Annotated in this window: 14 protein-coding genes; 11 read left to right on the forward strand and 3 right to left on the reverse strand. The window is 61.1% G+C overall.

What is annotated here, in order from left to right:
* Window positions 1-1380 (reverse strand): exodeoxyribonuclease VII large subunit, encoded by a 1380-nt coding sequence (xseA, locus tag HU755_RS20285; RefSeq protein WP_186635854.1) that lies wholly within the window; start codon window positions 1378-1380, stop codon window positions 1-3.
* Between the two features lie 177 nt (window positions 1381-1557).
* Between xseA and HU755_RS20290 the strand changes: the two genes are divergently transcribed.
* The 4 genes from HU755_RS20290 to guaA all read left to right on the forward strand — a co-directional run bounded on the left by HU755_RS20290 (window position 1558) and on the right by guaA (window position 6243).
* On the forward strand, window positions 1558-2325 hold the full coding sequence (locus HU755_RS20290; protein WP_186635857.1) for a sulfite exporter TauE/SafE family protein: 768 nt from the start codon (window positions 1558-1560) through the stop codon (window positions 2323-2325).
* 136 nt (window positions 2326-2461) lie between these two features.
* Window positions 2462-3010, forward strand: a complete 549-nt coding sequence (locus HU755_RS20295) for a sugar ABC transporter ATPase (RefSeq protein WP_186619880.1) — start codon at window positions 2462-2464, stop codon at window positions 3008-3010.
* Between the two features lie 105 nt (window positions 3011-3115).
* Entirely contained in the window at window positions 3116-4585 is a 1470-nt protein-coding gene (gene guaB, locus HU755_RS20300) for an IMP dehydrogenase (RefSeq protein ID WP_186530299.1), read from the forward strand.
* Between the two features lie 80 nt (window positions 4586-4665).
* Window positions 4666-6243, forward strand: a complete 1578-nt coding sequence (guaA, locus tag HU755_RS20305) for a glutamine-hydrolyzing GMP synthase (RefSeq protein WP_123530493.1) — start codon at window positions 4666-4668, stop codon at window positions 6241-6243.
* A gap of 88 nt (window positions 6244-6331) precedes the next feature.
* On the opposite strand, the gene HU755_RS20310 is transcribed toward guaA, so the two are convergent.
* The gene (locus HU755_RS20310; protein WP_186635860.1) at window positions 6332-9418 is read right to left on the reverse strand and encodes a membrane-targeted effector domain-containing toxin; all 3087 of its coding nucleotides are present in this window, start codon (window positions 9416-9418) and stop codon (window positions 6332-6334) included.
* Between the two features lie 101 nt (window positions 9419-9519).
* On the reverse strand, window positions 9520-10224 hold the full coding sequence (treR, locus tag HU755_RS20315; protein WP_186635863.1) for a trehalose operon repressor: 705 nt from the start codon (window positions 10222-10224) through the stop codon (window positions 9520-9522).
* A gap of 235 nt (window positions 10225-10459) precedes the next feature.
* On the opposite strand from treR, the gene treP reads away from it, so the two are divergent.
* From treP to tadA, 7 genes are all read left to right on the forward strand, one after another.
* On the forward strand, window positions 10460-11902 hold the full coding sequence (treP, locus tag HU755_RS20320; protein ID WP_186635866.1) for a PTS system trehalose-specific EIIBC component: 1443 nt from the start codon (window positions 10460-10462) through the stop codon (window positions 11900-11902).
* A 22-nt stretch (window positions 11903-11924) separates the two neighbouring features.
* Entirely contained in the window at window positions 11925-13571 is a 1647-nt protein-coding gene (gene treC / locus HU755_RS20325; RefSeq protein ID WP_186635869.1) for an alpha,alpha-phosphotrehalase, read from the forward strand.
* 105 nt (window positions 13572-13676) lie between these two features.
* Window positions 13677-14900 (forward strand): carbohydrate porin, encoded by a 1224-nt coding sequence (locus HU755_RS20330; protein WP_186635872.1) that lies wholly within the window; start codon window positions 13677-13679, stop codon window positions 14898-14900.
* 63 nt (window positions 14901-14963) lie between these two features.
* Complete coding sequence (ptsP, locus tag HU755_RS20335; RefSeq protein ID WP_186635874.1) at window positions 14964-17486, forward strand: phosphoenolpyruvate--protein phosphotransferase; 2523 nt, start codon at window positions 14964-14966, stop codon at window positions 17484-17486.
* A 2-nt stretch (window positions 17487-17488) separates the two neighbouring features.
* On the forward strand, window positions 17489-17779 hold the full coding sequence (locus tag HU755_RS20340; protein ID WP_186549164.1) for a PTS transporter subunit EIIB: 291 nt from the start codon (window positions 17489-17491) through the stop codon (window positions 17777-17779).
* Window positions 17780-17896: 117 nt separating this feature from the next.
* Complete coding sequence (locus HU755_RS20345; RefSeq protein ID WP_186635877.1) at window positions 17897-19273, forward strand: multicopper oxidase family protein; 1377 nt, start codon at window positions 17897-17899, stop codon at window positions 19271-19273.
* Window positions 19273-19770 (forward strand): tRNA adenosine(34) deaminase TadA, encoded by a 498-nt coding sequence (gene tadA / locus HU755_RS20350; protein ID WP_186549148.1) that lies wholly within the window; start codon window positions 19273-19275, stop codon window positions 19768-19770. The genes HU755_RS20345 and tadA overlap by 1 nt, the downstream gene beginning before the upstream one ends.
* Window positions 19771-20076 lie beyond the last annotated feature (306 nt).

The raw sequence follows: 20076 nt of genomic DNA on the forward strand, positions 1-20076 counted from the left end.
TCAGTCCAGTAAAGAGAGGGTAACGGGCGTCAGGTGATTGTCCTCGACGCGCACTTGCAGTTCGCCTTCGCCCAGTTTGGCTTTCAGGCGCTGGCCGGTGTGGGTCTGGGCAGCGTTGCGGATCGCGTGGCCGCGCTCGTCGAGCAAGATGCTGTAACCACGACCGAGAGTCGCCAGCGGGCTGACTACGTGCAGCGTCTGCATGTGGCTGTGCAATTGCTGACGACGGTTTTTCAGACCTTCGCGCATGGCTCGGGGCAAGCGGTCGGCGAGGCTTTCGAGGCGCTGGCGGAGCATCGCCAGTTGCCGCCCCGGGTGTTGCCCGGCCAGGCGGGTTTCCAGACGGATCAAGCGTTCGCGACGGGTGTTGAGGCTGCGCTCGAAAGCCCGGCGTATGCGCATGTCCAGATCATCCAGACGTTGCGCTTGCTGGCGCAGACGTTCGCCGGGATGCCGCAGGCGCCGCGCCATGCCTTCCAGACGCAGGCGATCGCGCATCAAGCGATCACGCATGCGCATGACCAGGCGGCGATGCAGGCTTTCAACCTGACGGATCAGGTGGCTGGAATCCGGGGCAAGCAATTCGGCCGCCGCCGAGGGCGTCGGTGCCCGCACGTCGGCGACAAAGTCGCTGATCGATACGTCGGTTTCATGGCCGACCGCGCTGACAATCGGCGTCACACAGGCATCGACCGCGCGGGCCACGGCTTCTTCGTTGAAGCACCAGAGGTCTTCCAGCGAGCCGCCGCCACGGGCGAGGATCAACGCATCGAAGCCGCGGGCGTCAGCGATTTTCAAGGCGCGGACGATTTGCGCGATGGCTTCGCGGCCCTGCACGGCGGTCGGAATCAACGTCAGTTGCACCTGCGGCGCGCGGCGGCGGAATACGCTGATGATGTCGCGAATCACAGCGCCGGTCGGCGAACTGATGATGCCGATGCGTTGCGGATGGGCCGGCAGCGGCACTTTGCGTTCGGCACTGAACAGGCCCTCGGCGCTGAGCTTTTCCTTCAGCGCATCGAAGGCCAGACGCAGCGCACCGTCACCGGCCGGCTCCACGGTGTCGAGAATCAGCTGATAGTCGCCGCGGCCTTCGAACAGCGAAACCTTGCCGCGCACCTTGACCGCCAGACCGTCCTTCAACGCCTGGCGCACCCGCGCGGCGTTCTGCCGGAACAGCGCGCAACGCACCTGCGCGCCGCTGTCCTTGAGGGTGAAGTAAATGTGGCCGGACGCCGGGCGGGCGAGGTTGGAGATTTCGCCTTCGACCCAGATGTTGCTGAACACGTCTTCGAGCAACACCCGCGCGCGGCCGTTGAGCTGGCTGACGGTCAGGACTTCACGGTCCAGGCCAAGTCTTGCAAAGGGATCTTTAATCATGGGGCGCAGTTTAAAGGCATTTGCCGTCGGATCACCACCGATCCCCCGTAGGAGTGAGCTTGCTCGCGATAGCGGTGGGTCAGCAAACATTGATGTGTCTGACCCACCGCTATCGCGAGCAGGCGAAGGCCTACAGGGGGATGTTACAGTCAGCCCAGTCTTAAAGGATGCGGACAGATGAGTGTGACGGAGCTGTTGGGGGCGTGGTCGTGGGGGGCCGGCGGCTGGGCAGTGGTCGGATTGGCTATCGCAATGGCCTACATCGTCTTCGGTATCGCCGGTTTCGGCACGGCGCTGGTCGCGGGGCCGATTCTGATTCTATTCATGCCGTTATCGAAAATCGTGCCGCTGCTGGTACTGCTGGATTTCGTTGCGGCGTTCGGCAATCTGTTGCCATCACGGCGAGACGTCGCCAAGCCCGAATTGCTCCGGCTATTGCCGTGCATGGCGGTCGGCTGCACGTTGGGGGTGATCTTTCTGCTCAATCTGAAATCCGATCTGCTGCTGTTGTTAATGGGGCTGTTTATCAGCGCCTATGCGGTTTACAGCCTGTGGGTCAAAGTGCGGCCGGCGCAGTTGTCGGCGGCTTGGGCAGTGCCGATGGGCACCGTGGGCGGTTTGTTCGGCGCGTTGTTTGGCAGTGGCGGCTTTCTTTATGCGATCTATCTGAACAGCCGTCTGCCGAAGGAAGCGGCGCGGGCCACGCAAAGTGCCTTGATCAGTTGCAGCACGGTGGTGCGATTGAGCCTGTTCGTCATTGCCGGCGTCTACGCCGAGCTACCCTTGTTGATGTTGGCGCTGTGTCTGTTGCCGGCCATGGCGCTGGGCTTGTGGATTGGTCGTCGGTTGACCATGAAATTGTCGCGCGAGGCGTTTGTGCGGCTGGTGACGTGGCTGGTGCTGGCCAGCGGGATTGCGTTGATCGTGCGCTATTTCAGTACTTGACCGGATTTTGACAGGGATTAAGCTGCCGGCCTTTGAGGCGCCTTCGCGAGCAGGCTCGCTCCCACAGGGGACTGCATTCCAATGTGGGAGCGAGCCTGCTCGCGAAGGCGTCAGAAGCCATACCGCAGGACTTTCCATGAACACGCAAAGCATCATCGTCCCGAAAATCTCCACCCTGCCGGTCCACGAACCCCGGGCGCGGGCGATCGTGCGCTGGCTGGTGCGCAAGAACATCATCGAAGAGCAACTGACCACCTGCGGTCGCACCGGTAACCGCATGGCCCATGCGATCGCCGATGGCGCCCGTGCCGTGGTCCTGCATCCCGAAGCGCTGCCGTTCGGCGAGCCGATCAATGGCCTGGAGATTGTCACCAAGCGCTGCATCTATACCCCGGCGAAGGGTTTTCTCGAAGAGGCGGGTTGCGCCGAGTGTCGTCGTGAAGTCGGCGAAGCCTTGTTTGAAAGTCTCGAAGAGTGGATGCCGGGGCGCACCGATAATTTCACCTGCCCGGAATGCGGGCATGAAGACGACATCAACGGTTTCCTGTTCTTGCAGGAATGCGCGTTTTCCAACCTCGGCTTTATCTTCAATAATTGGCTGGAAGCGGGGTTCAAGCAGAGCTTTATCGATGAGTTCGCCGACTGGCTCGATCAACCTGTCTCGTGGGTCAAGGTGGAGCTGTAGGGCCGGGCTTTTCCGTACATCAATTAAGCTGAGTTTTACATTGAACAGCAGGGGGTGTCTGACTATAATGGCGCGCTTCCATTTTCCCGCTCGGGAGCCCCCGCGATGCTGCGTATCAGCCAAGAAGCTCTGACATTCGACGACATTCTCCTAGTGCCCGGTTATTCCGAGGTGCTTCCTAACGAAGTCAGTCTCAAGACCCGTCTTACCCGTGGCATCGAACTGAATATTCCTCTGGTTTCTGCTGCAATGGACACCGTGACTGAAGCCCGTCTGGCAATCGCCATGGCTCAGGAAGGTGGCATCGGCATTATCCACAAGAACATGACCATCGAGCAGCAAGCTGCCGAAGTGCGCAAGGTCAAGAAGTTCGAAGCCGGTGTGGTCAAGGATCCCATCACCATCGAGGCCGATGCCACGGTGCGTGATCTGTTCGAACTGACCCGTCTGCACAATATTTCCGGCGTTCCGGTGCTGCACGATGGCGACCTGGTCGGCATCGTCACTTCCCGCGACGTACGTTTCGAAAACCGTCTGGAAGCCACTGTCCGCGAAGTGATGACGCCTAAAGAGCGTCTGGTCACGGTCAAGGAAGGCGCCGACAAGAACGACGTGCGCGAACTGCTGCACAAGCACCGCATCGAACGCGTGCTGATTGTCGACGACAAATTCGCCCTCAAGGGCATGATGACCGTCAACGACATCGAAAAAGCCAAAGCCTACCCGCTGGCCAGCAAGGACGATCAAGGTCGTCTGCGCGTCGGCGCTGCGGTCGGCACCGGTAAAGATACCGGCGACCGCGTGACCGCACTGGTCAATGCCGGCGTGGACGTGGTGGTGGTCGACACCGCGCACGGTCACTCCAAAGGCGTGATCGACCGCGTACGCTGGGTCAAAGAAAACTTCCCTGAAGTGCAAGTGATCGGCGGCAACATCGCCACCGGCGCTGCCGCCAAGGCTCTGGCCGAAGCGGGCGCCGACGCAGTCAAGGTCGGTATCGGCCCGGGCTCGATCTGCACCACCCGTATCGTCGCCGGTGTCGGCGTGCCGCAAATCAGTGCCATCGCCAACGTCGCCGCCGCCCTTGAAGGCACCGGCGTGCCGTTGATCGCCGACGGCGGTATCCGTTTCTCCGGTGACCTGTCCAAGGCCATCGTGGCCGGTGCGTCCTGCGTGATGATGGGCTCGATGTTCGCCGGTACCGAAGAAGCGCCGGGTGAGATCGAGCTGTTCCAGGGCCGTTCGTACAAGGCGTATCGCGGCATGGGTTCGCTGGGCGCCATGTCCCAGGCCCAGGGCTCGTCCGACCGTTACTTCCAGGACTCCTCGGCCGGTGCCGAGAAACTGGTTCCGGAAGGCATCGAAGGCCGCGTGCCATACAAAGGCACCCTGAGCGCGATCATTCACCAGTTGATGGGCGGTCTGCGTTCCTCGATGGGTTACACCGGCAGCGCCGACATCGAAGAAATGCGCACCAAGCCTGAGTTCGTGCGGATCACCGGCGCCGGCATGGCCGAATCCCACGTACACGACGTGCAGATCACCAAGGAAGCGCCAAACTACCGCGTAGGTTGAGGCTTCCAGCAAAACGTTTAATCACCGGGGCTGTTCATTCAGCCCCGAGTTGTTTCTGATTCACTACATGAGAATGAGTCATGGCCCTCGACATTCACGCTCACCGCATCCTGATCCTCGACTTCGGCTCGCAATACACCCAACTGATTGCCCGCCGCGTGCGCGAGATCGGCGTGTACTGCGAACTGCACCCGTTCGACATGGACGAAGATGCGATCCGCGAATTCGCCCCTAAAGGCGTCATCCTCGCCGGTGGCCCGGAGTCCGTGCACGAAGCCAACAGCCCGCGCTGCCCGCAAGCGGTATTCGACCTGGGCGTTCCGGTCTTTGGTATCTGCTACGGCATGCAGACCATGGCCGAGCAACTGGGCGGCAAGGTTGAAGGTTCCGAACTGCGTGAGTTCGGCTACGCCCGCGTTGACGTGGTCGGCAAGAGCCGCCTGCTCGACGGCATTGAAGACCACATCGACGCCGACGGCCTGTTCGGTCTCGACGTATGGATGAGCCACGGTGACAAAGTCACCAAAATGCCGGAAGACTTCCATATCCTCGCCAGCACCCCGAGCTGCCCGATCGCCGGTATGTTCAACGATGAACGTGCTTACTACGGCGTGCAGTTCCACCCGGAAGTGACCCACACCAAGCAGGGCGGTCGCATCCTGTCGCGCTTCGTTCTCGACATCTGTGGCTGTGAAGCTCTGTGGACGCCGTCGAAGATCGCTGAAGACGCCATCGCCAACATCCGTGCCCAGGTTGGCACCGACAACGTCCTGCTGGGTCTGTCCGGCGGCGTTGACTCCTCCGTTGTGGCGGCCCTGCTGCACAAAGCCATCGGCGACCAACTGACCTGCGTCTTCGTCGACAACGGCCTGCTGCGTCTGCACGAAGGCGAGCAAGTGATGGCGATGTTTGCCGAGAACATGGGCGTCAAGGTGATCCGCGCCAACGCTGAAGAGCAGTTTCTCAACAACCTGGCCGGCGAAGCCGATCCGGAGAAGAAGCGCAAGATCATCGGCCGCACCTTCATCGACGTATTCGATGCCCAGTCCAACAAACTGGAAAACATCAAGTACCTGGCGCAAGGCACCATCTACCCGGACGTGATCGAGTCGGCTGGCGCGAAAAGCGGCAAGGCCCACGTGATCAAGTCGCACCACAACGTGGGCGGCCTGCCGGAAGAAATGAACCTGAAACTGGTCGAGCCACTGCGCGAACTGTTCAAGGACGAAGTCCGTCGTCTGGGCCTGGAACTGGGCCTGCCGTACGACATGGTCTACCGTCACCCGTTCCCGGGTCCGGGCCTGGGCGTGCGCATCCTCGGTGAAGTGAAAAAGGAATACGCCGACCTGCTGCGTCGTGCCGACCACATCTTCATCGAAGAACTGCGCAAGGCCGACTGGTACCACAAGGTCAGCCAGGCGTTCGTGGTGTTCCAGCCAGTCAAATCGGTGGGCGTGGTCGGTGATGGCCGTCGTTACGCCTGGGTTGTGGCCCTGCGTGCCGTAGAGACTATCGATTTCATGACCGCACGTTGGGCGCACCTGCCTTACGAACTGCTGGAAACCGTGTCCGGCCGCATCATCAACGAAATCGAAGGCATCTCGCGCGTTACCTACGACGTGTCGAGCAAGCCGCCGGCGACGATTGAGTGGGAATGATCCCGCACACGTCCTGATGCCGTGAATACAGGCAGACAAAGGCCGCGTGAAACTCTGTTTCACGCGGCTTTTTTTGTTGCGATTTGGCTCAGTCAGGAAGCCGGCTCTGCAGCGTCAGCCCGGTCTCGGACAAACGGTTAGACAAATCCTTCAGGCTGCTAAAGACGATGTTATTTACCCGTGGCCAGGACGGTCGGTGAAGAGACACTCGGCCGCCGCTCAATTGCGTCACCGGGGTGCGCTGGATCATGCCTTGCTTGCTGCGGTGCACAAGGGTGTAGCTGTCGCCGGTTTTCTTGAACAGGTACATGCCGCGTCGGTGCAGCAGGTTTTCCAGCGACTGCTCGGTCCAGTTCACCTGATGTGCGGGTACCCGCAGACGCAAATCGGCACGTAGCAGGTCCGGACCGCCCTGACGGACTGTGCCACCGGTAGAGGTGCCTTGAGGTACTTCGATGCCCGGGTCGGCCTCGATACCCAAATCCTCACCAAGTCCCGCTTCCTCGATTCGCAGGCCGATCCCTCGTTTGATTTCGCTGAGTCCCGGCACACCCCGGAACGCATTGGTGTTTTGTGCATCGGTCAGTACGATCCATTTTTGCGGCGCATTGAGCAGGGCGTCGCCGGTCATGATGTCGCTGGCCAGGTAGGTGCCGATGATTTGCTCATCGGTCGGGGGCAGGGGCGTCTTCATTTTGTAACTGGCTGCGCAATCGATGGCCTGCACCCTGATCCCGTTCGCCTTGGCGGTTCTGACCAGCTCCAATGGCGTGAAACGTCCTTCAGGATCGGTGCCCAGGCTGCGCAGGTACTCCTCAAGGTCTTCGGACATTTCGCCACTGGTGAAATAGCGATTCAGTTCCACCTGCGCGAAGTCGCTGAGCAAGCCGCGCATGTAAAGCGTTTTTGCGTGCCGCGCGAGTGACGGCATGCTTTCGATCAGCCAGCGCAGGCTCGCGATACGATCGGGGGTTTGCCCGATCACCAGCCCTGAGGCGGCCTCATAGACCTGATCGACAAGCTCGGCATTTGACATCAACCGGCTGAAATCCGGTAGGGCCGGGCGCTCCGGTTCGATCGTTCTGGGCATGTTCTGGAAAAACTTTATGGCCGAGGTTTGCAGTAGCTGACGCTTATCAGCCGCATAGGACTCGAACGGGTCTTCCATATCCATACCGCCAGCGCCGTCGGGCTGCATGACAACATGGGTTTGCTCCAGATTCATCGCCCAGGCTTTGAGTGCTCGGCGCACCGTTGGATCGATGTCGTAGGAAGACCGCACGACCCGTGGGGGGCGTAGTTGCGAAGATTGCGGCGACTCCACCGCAGGGGCTTCGACTTCGGGCGGGACGAGCTCAAGGGTGTCGAGTTCGATGTCTGGCGTGCACGGCTTGCCGACGCATTGACCGCCGCCCTTGAGGCCCAGTGCAGGCATGCGCTCCCACAAACCTTCGCCATTAAGGCGAACCGGCAATGCGTGAACGAGTTGGTTGGGCCTTGCCGGGTCGACGATGGCCCAGTCACCAGCGCCGCTTGAATCGGCGAACCAGCGCACGTAATACGGTGTGTCATGCATCAGGATGGCATAGGGCGGATCGCTGTCGAGACGGTAGATGCCGGCGAATTTTCCGGCCTCTTCACCGGGGGCCGTGCCATCAAGCAGCTCGTTGCATTGATAGCGTTCGGGCACAGGCGCCGGTGTGCCGCTCGCTGCCGGTGCGGGCAGGGTTTGTTCGACGATCGGCAGGGGGGTGTCGAGATCTTCCGACGTGCGAATTTGTGCCTGCTCAACCGTGGTGCCGGACGTATTCAGCGCGTCGCTCATCTCGGCCATTTCCGCGGCTTCGGCTGCTTCAACCTGCGCCCCCACTTCCAGCATCGGGCCAGTTCCAGCGAGCAACGGAAGGTTGAACAGCAGGTTGATACCACTCACCACCGCGCCCAGCACGCCGGACTTGCGCTCCGCCTCGCTCTTGCCATTTTCTGCCTGGTCGATATTCAGGCCCATGCTGGCAACCGTCGCGCCAATCACCGGCAGCGCCACCGGCCAGCCAACGACTGCCATCGGACCAAAAACCTTGAGACCTGCGCTCAGGTAACCGATCCAGAGTTTCCTGCGCAGATCGGCATTGGACGTCAGGGTCAGGTCGGCTTCAGCGAACATCGCGAGGCGGGTGCTATCGCGCAGCCAGGTGAACGCATCGCCGGCAAGCACAAGGTTTTTCCGATTGATCAGATGATGGTCGGCACGCCCCCAGGTGCTGACCAGCCGATTCATCAGATCGGTCAGGTTCTCGGTCAGTTGTTGACGATCGGCGAGGGAGAAATGGTTCAGGAAGGATGCTCGGCGGGTTGCGTCGTTCATCTGTTCGAGCACCCACCAGTGCAACGCTGAAGGCGTCGCCTTGACGACGAACGCTTCGGTGGCGCCTGGCACATACAGGATCTGCCGGCCGTCGGGGGCGACGATGCGTAGCACTTGAGTTGCCACAGAGCCGTCAACATCGAAGGCACGGACGTCGCCGTTCGTCGTGTGGGAGGCCTGCAACATGTTCAGGGTGACGGGCCAGCTCAGATCGCCGATCACAGAGCCGGTCAGCCATTGAAAGTCGCTGTGACTGATGTGTTCACGTTCCAGCGCCTGTACTGCCTGGATGAGGAAATTGCACTTCGCCAAGGTGCGGAAGTCGTTGGCGTGGCTGTCCCAGAAAGAACTCAGTTCATCGCGGTAATGAGCGCTGAAATCGAGGCTCCAGAATGCCTTTAATACTTCACTGCCATGCAGGCGCACCTCGTTGCGCTCACTGAAGTTTTCGGCGTCCGGCCCTTCGCTGTAGAAACCGCCATACAAGTCCAGAAGGTCGGCGTTGTCCTGGTCGGTGGCACGAAAGCGATGAATCACCAGTTGCGTGAGGGTCGTCGATTCGTAGGGCTTTTCAAGGCTGTGTTCCCAGCCGGTAAACGACCGGGTGCTGCTTTGGGCAGTCTTGAAACGGTGAAAGTAAACACGGTCCGGGTCGTGCTCGGGCAAGCCTTGGTCTTGCAGTAACTGGCGGGCGACTTGCTGCGCTGCATCGTGCAGGCCCGGGCAGGCCTGCACGAGCGAAGCAGCGATTGCCTCGAGGGCGGCTTTGTCGGTTGCGTTGGGCAAGGGGCGCGGTGGGGTGATGTTCATGCTTTCTCCATCCTTGAGAAATGAAGCGTGAGCATGTCCGATTCACTCACCGAGGGTGCATTAACTATGTACCGCAGATGGCCGGTCGAAATGTGCGGGGGTCAGCGCCGCGCCACATCCGAAAAATAAAATTTATCCAGCGTATGCCGCGATTCGGTGTACTCGAATTGCCGACCGTCCTGCAGAAACGTCTGGTTGCTGACCACGATGACATGGCTCTGCCCGTCGAGGTCCAGATGCTGCTGGTCGTCCTTGCTGCACGGCACCGCTTCGATGGTGCGCTGGGCGTAGGCGATCTGCAGTTGCAGGGTTTGTTCGATGTGGGCGTAGATCGAGTGTGCGGCGATGTCTGCAGTCAGGTCGGGTATCACGGCGCTGACGAAGTGGTTGATGTCGAGGATGACCCGTTTGCCATCGATGCGCCGCACGCGCTTGATTCGGGTGATCGGGCTGCCGGGTTCGGCATGGATGTGCTCGAGCAGCGCACCGTCCAGCGGGACCTGGCACATCTCGACCACTTCGGTGCTGACATCGTTGCCCAGGCGCGGGTAGGTCTCCTGGAAGCTGACGATGCCGCCGAGCTGGAATTCGATCGGATTGGTCGACAGCACGAACGCGCCTTTGCCGTGAATCTTCTGGGCGAAACCGCGCTCTTGCAGCAGCTCGATGGCTTTGCGCACTGTGCCACGGCTGGCCTGATAAGTGCCCATCAGTTCGGTTTCCGAAGGCAGCCGTGCGCCGCGTTCCAGGCGTTCAGTGGTGATGCTGGCAAGCAAATCGCTGTAGATCTGGTTGTATTTGCTCATTGGGAGGGCTCTGTGCTGGCGCTACTCAAACGTCGAACCTTAAGGGCAGGGTAGGGGTTTGTCCATGTGAATGACGGAAATCATCTTAGGTCAAAGTAGGAAAAATCGTCGCTGATCCGACGTTTATCGGCAAACACAAACTCTTACAGACGAGTTGTTGCATAAACTCGTACAGACGAGTATTTTTCGCTTCGGCGTGCTGCCAATAACAACAATCCACGACGGAAGAACGAGCATGAGCCACGACTACCCCAACATTGCCCGGGAGCTGCTGAAAAGCCTCGGTGGCAGCGACAACCTCGAACAGGCTGCCCATTGCGTGACGCGGTTGCGCCTGGCGCTGAAGAACCCCGCGCTGGTCGACGCTGCCGCGCTCAACGTGATCGATCTGGTCAAGGGCTCGTTCTTCACCGGCGGTCTGTATCAGGTGGTGATCGGGCCGGGGGAAGTGGAAAAGGTCTACGCCGAATTGCGTAAACAGACCGGTCTGGCCGCTTCGACCATTGCGGACGTTAAACAGAAAAGCGCCGAGAAGATAAACGCCATGCAGCGTCTGGTGCGGGTGTTCTCCGACGTGTTCATGCCGATCCTGCCGGCGCTGATCATCGCCGGCCTGTTGATGGGCATTAACAACCTGCTCGGCGCCAAGGGCATGTTCATCGAAGGGCAAACCCTGCTCGATGCCTACCCGAATCTCGACGGGCTGTGGAGCCTGATCAATCTGATGGCCAACACCTCGTTCGTGTTTCTGCCGGCGCTGGTGGGCTGGTCGGCGGCCAAGCGTTTCGGCGGCAGCGAAATCCTCGGCATCGTCCTCGGCCTGATGCTGGTGCACCCGGACCTGCTCAACGCCTGGAACTACGGCAAGGCTGTGGCCGGTCTCGACGGGCAGCAACTGCCGTACTTCGACATCCTCGGCCTGTTCCAGGTAGAAAAGGTCGGTTATCAGGGGCAGATACTGCCGATCCTGCTGGCGGCCTACGTGATGAGCGTGATCGAAAAATGGCTGCGGGCGCGAGTGCCCAATGCGGTGCAATTGCTGGTGGTGCCGATCACTACCATCGTTGTTACCGGCGTGCTGGCGCTGGCGATCATCGGCCCGGTAACCCGGCATATCGGTATCTTCATCACTGAAGGGCTGGTGATGCTATTCGATCTGGCACCCCTGGTAGGCGGGGCGATTTTCGGCCTGCTGTATGCGCCACTGGTGATCACCGGCATGCACCACATGTTCCTCGCGGTCGATCTGCAACTGATCTCGACCCAGGGTGGAACCTTCATCTGGCCGATGATCGTCATGTCCAACCTCGCCCAGGGCAGTGCCGCGCTGGCGGTGTTCTGGATGACGCGCAACGCGCGAGATAAAAGCATGGCGTCTACCTCGGCGATTTCCGCGTATTTCGGCATCACCGAGCCGGCGATGTTCGGCGTCAACCTGCGCTACAAATTTCCGTTCTACGCCGCGCTGGCTGGCTCGGCGCTGGGCTGCATGTTCCTGTCGCTGAACAAGATCCAAGCCTCGGCCATCGGCGTTGGCGGCCTGCCCGGATTTATCTCGATCATTCCGCAGTTCATTCCGATGTTTGTCATCGGGATGCTGATCGCCATGCTGGTTCCGTTTGCCCTGACCTGCGTGCTGAGCATGAAGATTGTCCGGCCGGGCTACCGGGTCGCCTGAAATCCAACCAAGGAATTGCGTCATGCAAGACTGGCAACGTTCGGTGATCTACCAGATCTACCCGAAAAGCTTCCACAGCCACGCCGGCAACGCGACCGGCGATCTGCTCGGCATCGTCGCCAAGCTCGATTACCTGCAATGGCTGGGAGTCGATTACTTGTGGATCACGCCGTTTCTGCGTTCGCCGCAACGGGACAACGGTTACGACATCAGCGACTACTACGCCGTCGATCCGAGCTACGGCAGCATGGCCGATTGTGAATTGCTGATTGCCGAAGCGGGCAAGCGCGGCATCAAGCTGATGCTCGATATCGTGGTCAACCACACTTCGATCGAACACGTCTGGTTCCAGCAGGCGCGCAGCAGCCTCGATAACCCTTACCGTGACTTCTATATCTGGCGCGATCAGCCGAACAACTGGGAATCCAAGTTCGGCGGTTCGGCCTGGGAGTACGAAGCGCAGACCGGGCAATATTATCTGCACCTGTTCGACCACACCCAGGCTGACCTCAATTGGGACAACCCGAAGGTCAGGGACGAGGTGTTCAAGATGATGCGCTTCTGGCGCGACAAGGGTGTCGGTGGCTTTCGTCTGGATGTGATCAACCTGATCTCCAAACCTGCCGACTTCCCTGAGGACGACAGCGACGGTCGGCGTTTCTACACCGACGGGCCGAATGTGCATGCCTATCTTCAGCAGATGCACCGCGAGGTCTTCGAAGGTCATGACCTGATCAACGTCGGCGAGATGTCCTCGACGCGTCTCGAGCACTGTATCCGCTACTCGAACCCGCAATCGAAAGAGCTGTCGATGACTTTCAATTTTCATCATTTGAAGGTCGATTACCCCAACTTGCAGAAGTGGGTCCGCGCTGACTTCGATTTCCTTCAGCTCAAGCAGATCCTCTCGGACTGGCAAACTGGCATGCAGGCGGGGGGCGGCTGGAATGCGTTGTTCTGGTGTAACCACGATCAGCCGCGGGTGGTCTCGCGATTCGGCCATGACGGCGAATACCGCGAGCTGTCGGCGAAGATGCTTGGCACCGCGTTGCACTTTTTGCAGGGCACGCCGTTCGTGTATCAGGGCGAAGAACTGGGCATGACCAATCCGGGGTTCGAGAGCATCGAGCAGTACCGCGACGTCGAGACCCTGAATATCTTTCGTCTCAAGCGCGAAGCCGGCATCAGCGACCTCGACAACATGGCGGCGATCATGCAGAAGTCCCGCGACAACGGGCGCACGCCGATGCACTGGCACGCCGGCCACAACGCCGGTTTCTCGCGCGGCGAACCGTGGATCGGCGTGCCGGCCAATGCCGCGCAGATCAATGTCGCGCATCAGCTGCACGACCCGGACTCGGTACTGCATCACTATCGACGGCTGATCGCCTTGCGCCGCAGCGAAGCGCTGATCTGCGACGGCGTCTATCGCCAGTTGCTGCCCGAGCATCCACACGTCTGGGCATACCTGCGCGAGGGGGAGGGTGAGCGCCTGTTGGTGGTGAACAACTTTTATGGCGGCCCGTGTGACGTCGAGTTACCGCCGGGGATCGACGAAACGCAGGCGCAGCGACTGTTGATCAGCAACTACCCGGACTGTCCGCTGCGCACGCGACATCTGCGCTTGCGACCTTATGAATCGTTCGTGGTGCACCTGACCGATCCCTGATCGATAACTGAAAAAACAATCTTTTTAAAAACACGCAGAACACTGCGCGGGGGACTTTTGCGCGCCGAATTCCTGCAACCACACAATAAAAACAATGGGTGGCATATGAAAACAACAATAAATCACAGCCTGGTCGTTGCCGGTTTTTGTCTGGCAATACCCACTTCTTCGCACGCACTGGAGTTCGGCGGCTACTTGCGCAGCGGGGTCGGTACGTCGCTCAACAGCAGCGGCCAATCGTGTTTCCAGCTACCCGGTGCGCAAACCAAATACCGCTTGGGCAACGAATGCGAGCAGTACGGCGAACTGGAGCTGCGCCAGGACCTGTACACCCTCGACGATGGCTCGGTGTTGAGCGTCGACGGCATGGCGTCGCTGTATAACCGCTACGACCGCAGCCTGACGTTCAAGGAGGACAACGGCTCGATTCGCTTACCGCAGGCTTACGCGCAATGGTCGGCCATGCCCGCGCTCAACGGCGGCTCGCTGTGGGCCGGGCGCCGCTACTACAAACGTAACGACATCCATATTTCCGATTTCTACTACTGGAACCAGAGCGCTACCGGCGGCGGTATCGAAGACGTGCTGATCGACGGCCTGAAATACAGTTACGCCTTCTCGCGCAAGGACAACCTTTATCAGAAGGATTACATCAACCGGCATGACTTCAACGTCGGCGGGTTCAACAGTAACCCGGGCGGCGAACTGGAGTTCGGCCTGAGTTACATCGACAAGCCCGACCGCCGCGATGCGCACCGCGGCTGGGCCATTACCACGCAACATGTGCAGCAGGATTTTCTCGGCGGCAAGAACAAACTGGCTTTGCAATACGGTGAAGGCCCCGGCACCGGACTGGGCTACACCGGCGATGTGATGCTCGACGATCGCAACAAGAGTTACCGCATCGTTGAGTTCTTCGACTGGCAGGTGACGCCGCGTTTTGGTGGACAGGTCGCGGCGGTGTATCAGAAAGACATTCGTCCGCACGGCGCCGACCAGAACTGGCTATCGCTGGGCGTGCGCCCGACCTATGCGCTGACCGAGCAGTTCAAACTGGTGAGCGAACTGGGCCATGATCAGGTCGACGCGCCGGGAGGCACGCGCAAACTGAGCAAGTTCACGTTCGCCCCGACCTGGTCACCCAAAGGCCCGGAATTCTGGGCCCGCCCCGAGGTGCGGCTGTATTACACCTATGCGAGCTGGAACGAAGCCGCCAAGCGTGCGGCCAATCAACTGGCCAAAGGCTCGGCGTTGTCCGACACCGGTGCCTTCGGTCGCGCGCGGCACGGCTCCAACATCGGCTTGCAGGTCGAATACTGGTGGAAGTAAGCGATGCCGACGGTGTTTCGCGCGCCGTCGGCCCTTCAAAAGAACGAACAAGCAGGTGATGTCATGGCCGTACCCCAACAATTGCAACTGCTGGCGCCGTTGTCCGGCGTGCTGATGGCGCTGGATCAGGTGCCCGATCCGGTGTTCGCCGGTCGGGTGATCGGCGATGGGCTGTGCATCGATCCGACCTCGTCGACGCTGTGTGCGCCGCTGGCCGGCGTGGTGAGCGACATACAGGCCAGCGGGCACGCCGTTACCGTGACCAGTGATGAAGGTGTGCAGGTGTTGATGCACATCGGCCTGGACACGGTGAACCTCGCCGGCGCGGGTTTCACTCCGCGCGTCGAAGCGGGCCAGCGGGTCGAGGCCGGGCAGGTCCTGATCGACTTCGATGCCGATTACATTGCCCTGCATGCGCGCAGTCTGCTGACCCTGATGCTGGTGGTCAGCGGTGAACCGTTTACTTCGCTGGTCGGGACGACAGGGCTAGTGCAAAGCGGCCAGCCAGTGCTGAGTGTCGGCAGCGCCGGAACGGCCAGCGTGACGCCGGACATGCCAAAAGGTGAGGCGCTGTTCTCCCCACCGATCAGCCTGCCCAACCCCAATGGACTGCATGCGCGACCGGCGGCGGTGTTCGCCCAGGCGGCCAAGCGCTTTACGGCGACGATCCATCTGCACCGGTTGCAGGCGCAAGCCAATGCCAAGTCGCTGGTGGCGATCATGGCGTTGCAGACAGGCCCCGGCGACAGCGTGCAGGTGAGCGCGCAGGGGGAGGATGCCGAAGCCGCCCTCGACACGCTGACCCGGCTGCTGGCCGAAGGCTGCGGCGAAAACGTGCCGGTGCCGGTCGCAACCAGCGAGCCGGAACTGCCCAACGTGCTGCGTGGGGTGTGTGCTTCGCCCGGTTCGGCGTTGGGGCAGGTGGTGCAGATCGTGGAGCCGACGCTCACCGTCAACGAGTTCGGTGCCGAGCCCGCCGTTGAACGGGCGGCGCTGACCGATGCTCTGGTGGAGGCCGACATGGCCTTGCAGCACCTGTGCGACACGGCCAGCGGTGAGGCGCAGGCCGAAATCTTCAAGGCGCATCAGGAGTTATTGGCGGACCCCAGCCTTCTGGACCAAGCCCAGGCCCTGATCGATGAGGGCAAAAGCGCGGCGTTTGCCTGGAACACCAGCACCGAAGCGACAGCGGCGATGTTCCGGTCGCTGGGCAGTGCTTTGTTGGCCGAGCGGGCGGCGGATCTGATCGACGTCGGCCAGCGAGTCTTGAAATTGCTTCTGGGCGTGCGCGAGCAGGCGCTGGTGTTGCCGGACGACGCCATCCTGATTGCCGATCAATTGACCCCTTCACAGACTGCCGGGCTGAACACCGACAAAGTGCTGGGATTTGCCACGGTCGGCGGCGGTGCCACCAGCCACGTGGCGATTCTGGCGCGGGCCTGTGGCTTGCCGGCAATCTGCGCGATGCCGGTGCAGATGCTCGCACTGGCCGACAGTACCCAGGTGCTGCTGGACGCAGACAAGGGCGAATTGCAGCTGAACCCGAACGCTGAGTCCATCGATCAGTTGCGCGCCCGGCATGAACGGCAACGGCAACGCCATCAGCATGAACTGGCGCAGGCAACGCTCGCCGCGTGCACTCGCGACGGGCAGCACATCGAGGTGACCGCCAACGTGGCGTCACTGAGCGAAACCGCCCAGGCCATGGACCTCGGCGCGGGCGGCGTCGGGCTGTTGCGTTCGGAGTTTCTCTACCTGGACCGCCATCAGGCGCCCAGCCATGACGAGCAAGTGTCCACCTACAGTGCCATCGCTCGCAGCGTCGGTCCGTCGCACAATCTGGTGGTGCGCACCCTCGACGTCGGCGGCGACAAGCCATTGGCCTATGTGCCGATGGACGCAGAGACCAATCCCTTCCTCGGCTTGCGCGGCATACGTCTGTGCCTGGAGCGCCCGCAACTGTTGCGTGAGCAATTGCGTGCGGTGCTGGTCTGCAGTCAGCTGACGCGCTTGCACATCATGCTGCCGATGGTCACGCAGCTGTCGGAGTTGCGGCTGGCGCGGCAGATGCTCGAGCAAGAAGCGCAGGCGCTGGGCCTGGCTGAAATACCGAAACTGGGGGTCATGATCGAAGTGCCCGCGGCGGCGCTGATGGCCGATCGGTTTGCCCCCCATGTCGACTTTTTCTCCATCGGCACCAACGATCTGACGCAATACATCTTGGCCATGGATCGCGATCATCCGCGCCTGGCCAGTCAGGCGGACAGCTACCATCCCGCGGTGCTGCGCCTGATTGCCACGACCGTGCAGGCGGCGCATGCCCACGGCAAATGGGTCGGGGTCTGCGGCGCCATGGCTTCCGAGCGTCTGGCGGTGCCGCTGCTGTTGGGCTTGGGCGTGGATGAACTGTCGGTGAGCGTGCCGTTGATTCCAGCGATCAAATCAACCGTGCGCGAGCTGAATCTGTCCGAGTGTCAAACCATCGCCCGGCAGGTGCTCGACCTGGAAAGTGCCGAGCAAGTGCGTGAGGCGTTACGCCTGCACAGCGAAGCGATTGCCGACACCACACGGATTCTGGAGAACTGATGATGTTCGATAAGTTGCAGCAGGCATTCTGGAAAGCGCTGACGCCGGATCTGGTGGCAGACGAGCCGAAAACGCCGACCGAGCCGGCCGTCGGCTTGAGCGCTGAAATCGTCGCGGCATTGGGCGGCGCGGATAACCTAAAGTCGCAGCAGGCGGTGGCGCTGACGCGGGTACGGGTGGAGCTGGCAGACGTCGCCTGCGTTGATCGTGAGGCATTGAGCCTTGCCGGTGTCGCCGGGGTCATGGCGCTTGCGGGCGGCGTTTTGCACCTGATTACCGGCCTGCGGGAATAGGCCAAAGCAGGCGTGCGGCCCCAGGTCGCCCTTACTGTTTCTCAACTGCGGGTGTATCGTATTCGCCTTTTACGGGCCCCCCGGGGCCTGTCGCTGATACGTGAGGTAGTTGAGTTCATGTCCTTTACCCGTCGCCAAATCCTCGGTGGCCTGGCCGGTCTTGTTGTCGTTGGCGTTGGCGCGGGGGGCGCATCGCGGTACTGGCTGGGCAAAATGGCCGACGCCGAGGCCGGTCACGACTATGAGCTGATCGCCGCGCCGCTGGATGTGGAGCTGGTGCCGGGCCACAAGACCCAAGCCTGGGCGTTCGGTCCGTCGGCGCCGGGCACCGAGCTGCGCGTACGTCAGGGCGAATGGCTGCGGGTGCGTTTCATCAATCACCTGCCGGTGGCGACGACGATTCACTGGCACGGCATCCGCCTGCCGCTGGAAATGGACGGCGTGCCCTACGTCTCGCAACTGCCGGTGCTGCCGGGCGAGTATTTCGATTACAAGTTTCGCGTGCCGGATGCCGGCAGCTACTGGTATCACCCGCACGTCAGCAGCAGCGAGGAACTCGGCCGTGGCCTGGTCGGGCCGCTGATCATCGAGGAGCGCGAGCCGACCGGTTTCAAGTACGAGAAGACCCTGAGCCTGAAGAACTGGCACGTCGATGAGCAAGGTCAGTTCGTAGAATTCAGCATCCCGCGCGAAGCGGCCCGTGGCGGTACTGCCGGACGTCTGTCGACAATCAATGGCGTGCCGTTGCCGGTGATCGATCTGCCGGCCGGGCAGATCACTCGGGTGCGTTTGCTCAATCTCGATAACACGCTGACCTACCGCATCAACATTCCCGGCGTCGAAGCGCAGATCTACGCGCTGGACGGCAACCCGGTCGAGCCGCGCCCGCTGGGTAAGGAATACTGGCTCGGCCCCGGCATGCGTATTTGTCTGGCGATCAAGGCACCGGCGGCCGGTGAAGAACTGTCGCTGCGCAACGGTCCGGTGCGTCTGGGCACGCTGCGTTCGGTGGCCAATACGGACGCGCCGACCGACTGGCCAAAAGCCCTGCCGGCCAACCCGGTGGCCGAGCCGGATCTGGCCAATGCGGAGAAACTCAACTTCAATTTCGAATGGGTCGGCTCGGTGTCGGTGAACACCGAAAACGGCAAGCCGCCGAGTCTGTGGCAGATCAACGGCAAGGCTTGGGACATCACCGACAAGACCTGCGCCGATCGACCGATCGCCAGCCTCAAGCTCGGCCAGAGTTACATTTTCGAACTGAAGAACATGACGCAGTACCAGCACCCGATCCACCTGCACGGCATGAGCTTCAAGGTGATTGCGTCGAACCGGCACAAGGTCGTTCCGTACTTCACCGACACCTATCTGCTGGGCAAGAACGAGCGCGCGCAAGTGGCGCTGGTGGCGGATAACCCGGGGGTATGGATGTTCCACTGCCATGTCATCGACCACATGGAAACCGGCCTGATGGCCGCGATCGAGGTGAAGTGATGCGCCAGATTCGCCCGGCGGCGATCATCGACCGCAGCCGCGACCGCGACTTCATGCGCGAAGCCCTGATCCTCGCCGAACAGGGCGCTGCGCTTGGCGAAGTGCCGGTGGGCGCGGTGCTGGTGCAAGACGGCGCCATCATTGGTCGCGGTTTTAACTGCCCGATCAGCACCAGCGACCCGAGTGCCCACGCCGAAATGGTCGCGATCCGCGCCGCCGCGCAGGCAGTGGATAACTATCGCCTGCCGGGCAGCACCCTGTATGTGACGCTGGAACCGTGCAGCATGTGCGCCGGACTGATCGTGCATTCGCGGGTGGCGCGGGTGGTGTATGGCGCGCTGGAGCCGAAGGCCGGGATTGTGCAGAGTCAGGGTCAGTTTTTTACCCAGGGCTTTTTGAATCACCGGGTGCTGTATGAGGGCGGGGTATTGGCTGAAGAATGTGGCGCGGTGTTGACCGAGTTCTTCCGCGCCCGCCGAGCGAAACCCGCTGAATAAACACCGCCCCCGGTAGGAGTGAGCCTGCTCGCGAAAGCGTCAGCAATTACAACATCGAGGGTGTCTGACACACCGCTATCGCGAGCAGGCTCACTCCTACACGGGGCCGCATTTCAACGGCAGTAATGCAGTCAAATTGTGGGAGCGGGCTTGCTCGCGAAAGCGTCGGTACATTCAGAATGAATGGTGACTGACACACCGCCTTCGCGAGCAGGCTCACTCCTACACAGGGCCGCATTTCAACGGCAGTAATGCAGTCAAATTGTGGGAGCGGGCTTGCTCGCGAAAGCGTCGGTACATTCAGAA

Source organism: Pseudomonas sp. SWRI111 (assembly GCF_014268555.1).
GTDB lineage: Bacteria > Pseudomonadota > Gammaproteobacteria > Pseudomonadales > Pseudomonadaceae > Aquipseudomonas > Aquipseudomonas hamedanensis.

What these genes read in the sequence shown, in the direction of transcription:
- xseA (WP_186635854.1), bottom strand. Translation starts at nt 1,380, where the DNA reads ATGATTAAAGATCCCTTTGCAAGACTTGGCCTGGACCGTGAAGTCCTG.
- HU755_RS20290 (WP_186635857.1), top strand. Translation starts at nt 1,558, where the DNA reads ATGAGTGTGACGGAGCTGTTGGGGGCGTGGTCGTGGGGGGCCGGCGGC.
- HU755_RS20295 (WP_186619880.1), top strand. Translation starts at nt 2,462, where the DNA reads ATGAACACGCAAAGCATCATCGTCCCGAAAATCTCCACCCTGCCGGTC.
- guaB (WP_186530299.1), top strand. Translation starts at nt 3,116, where the DNA reads ATGCTGCGTATCAGCCAAGAAGCTCTGACATTCGACGACATTCTCCTA.
- guaA (WP_123530493.1), top strand. Translation starts at nt 4,666, where the DNA reads ATGGCCCTCGACATTCACGCTCACCGCATCCTGATCCTCGACTTCGGC.
- HU755_RS20310 (WP_186635860.1), bottom strand. Translation starts at nt 9,418, where the DNA reads ATGAACATCACCCCACCGCGCCCCTTGCCCAACGCAACCGACAAAGCC.
- treR (WP_186635863.1), bottom strand. Translation starts at nt 10,224, where the DNA reads ATGAGCAAATACAACCAGATCTACAGCGATTTGCTTGCCAGCATCACC.
- treP (WP_186635866.1), top strand. Translation starts at nt 10,460, where the DNA reads ATGAGCCACGACTACCCCAACATTGCCCGGGAGCTGCTGAAAAGCCTC.
- treC (WP_186635869.1), top strand. Translation starts at nt 11,925, where the DNA reads ATGCAAGACTGGCAACGTTCGGTGATCTACCAGATCTACCCGAAAAGC.
- HU755_RS20330 (WP_186635872.1), top strand. Translation starts at nt 13,677, where the DNA reads ATGAAAACAACAATAAATCACAGCCTGGTCGTTGCCGGTTTTTGTCTG.
- ptsP (WP_186635874.1), top strand. Translation starts at nt 14,964, where the DNA reads ATGGCCGTACCCCAACAATTGCAACTGCTGGCGCCGTTGTCCGGCGTG.
- HU755_RS20340 (WP_186549164.1), top strand. Translation starts at nt 17,489, where the DNA reads ATGTTCGATAAGTTGCAGCAGGCATTCTGGAAAGCGCTGACGCCGGAT.
- HU755_RS20345 (WP_186635877.1), top strand. Translation starts at nt 17,897, where the DNA reads ATGTCCTTTACCCGTCGCCAAATCCTCGGTGGCCTGGCCGGTCTTGTT.
- tadA (WP_186549148.1), top strand. Translation starts at nt 19,273, where the DNA reads ATGCGCCAGATTCGCCCGGCGGCGATCATCGACCGCAGCCGCGACCGC.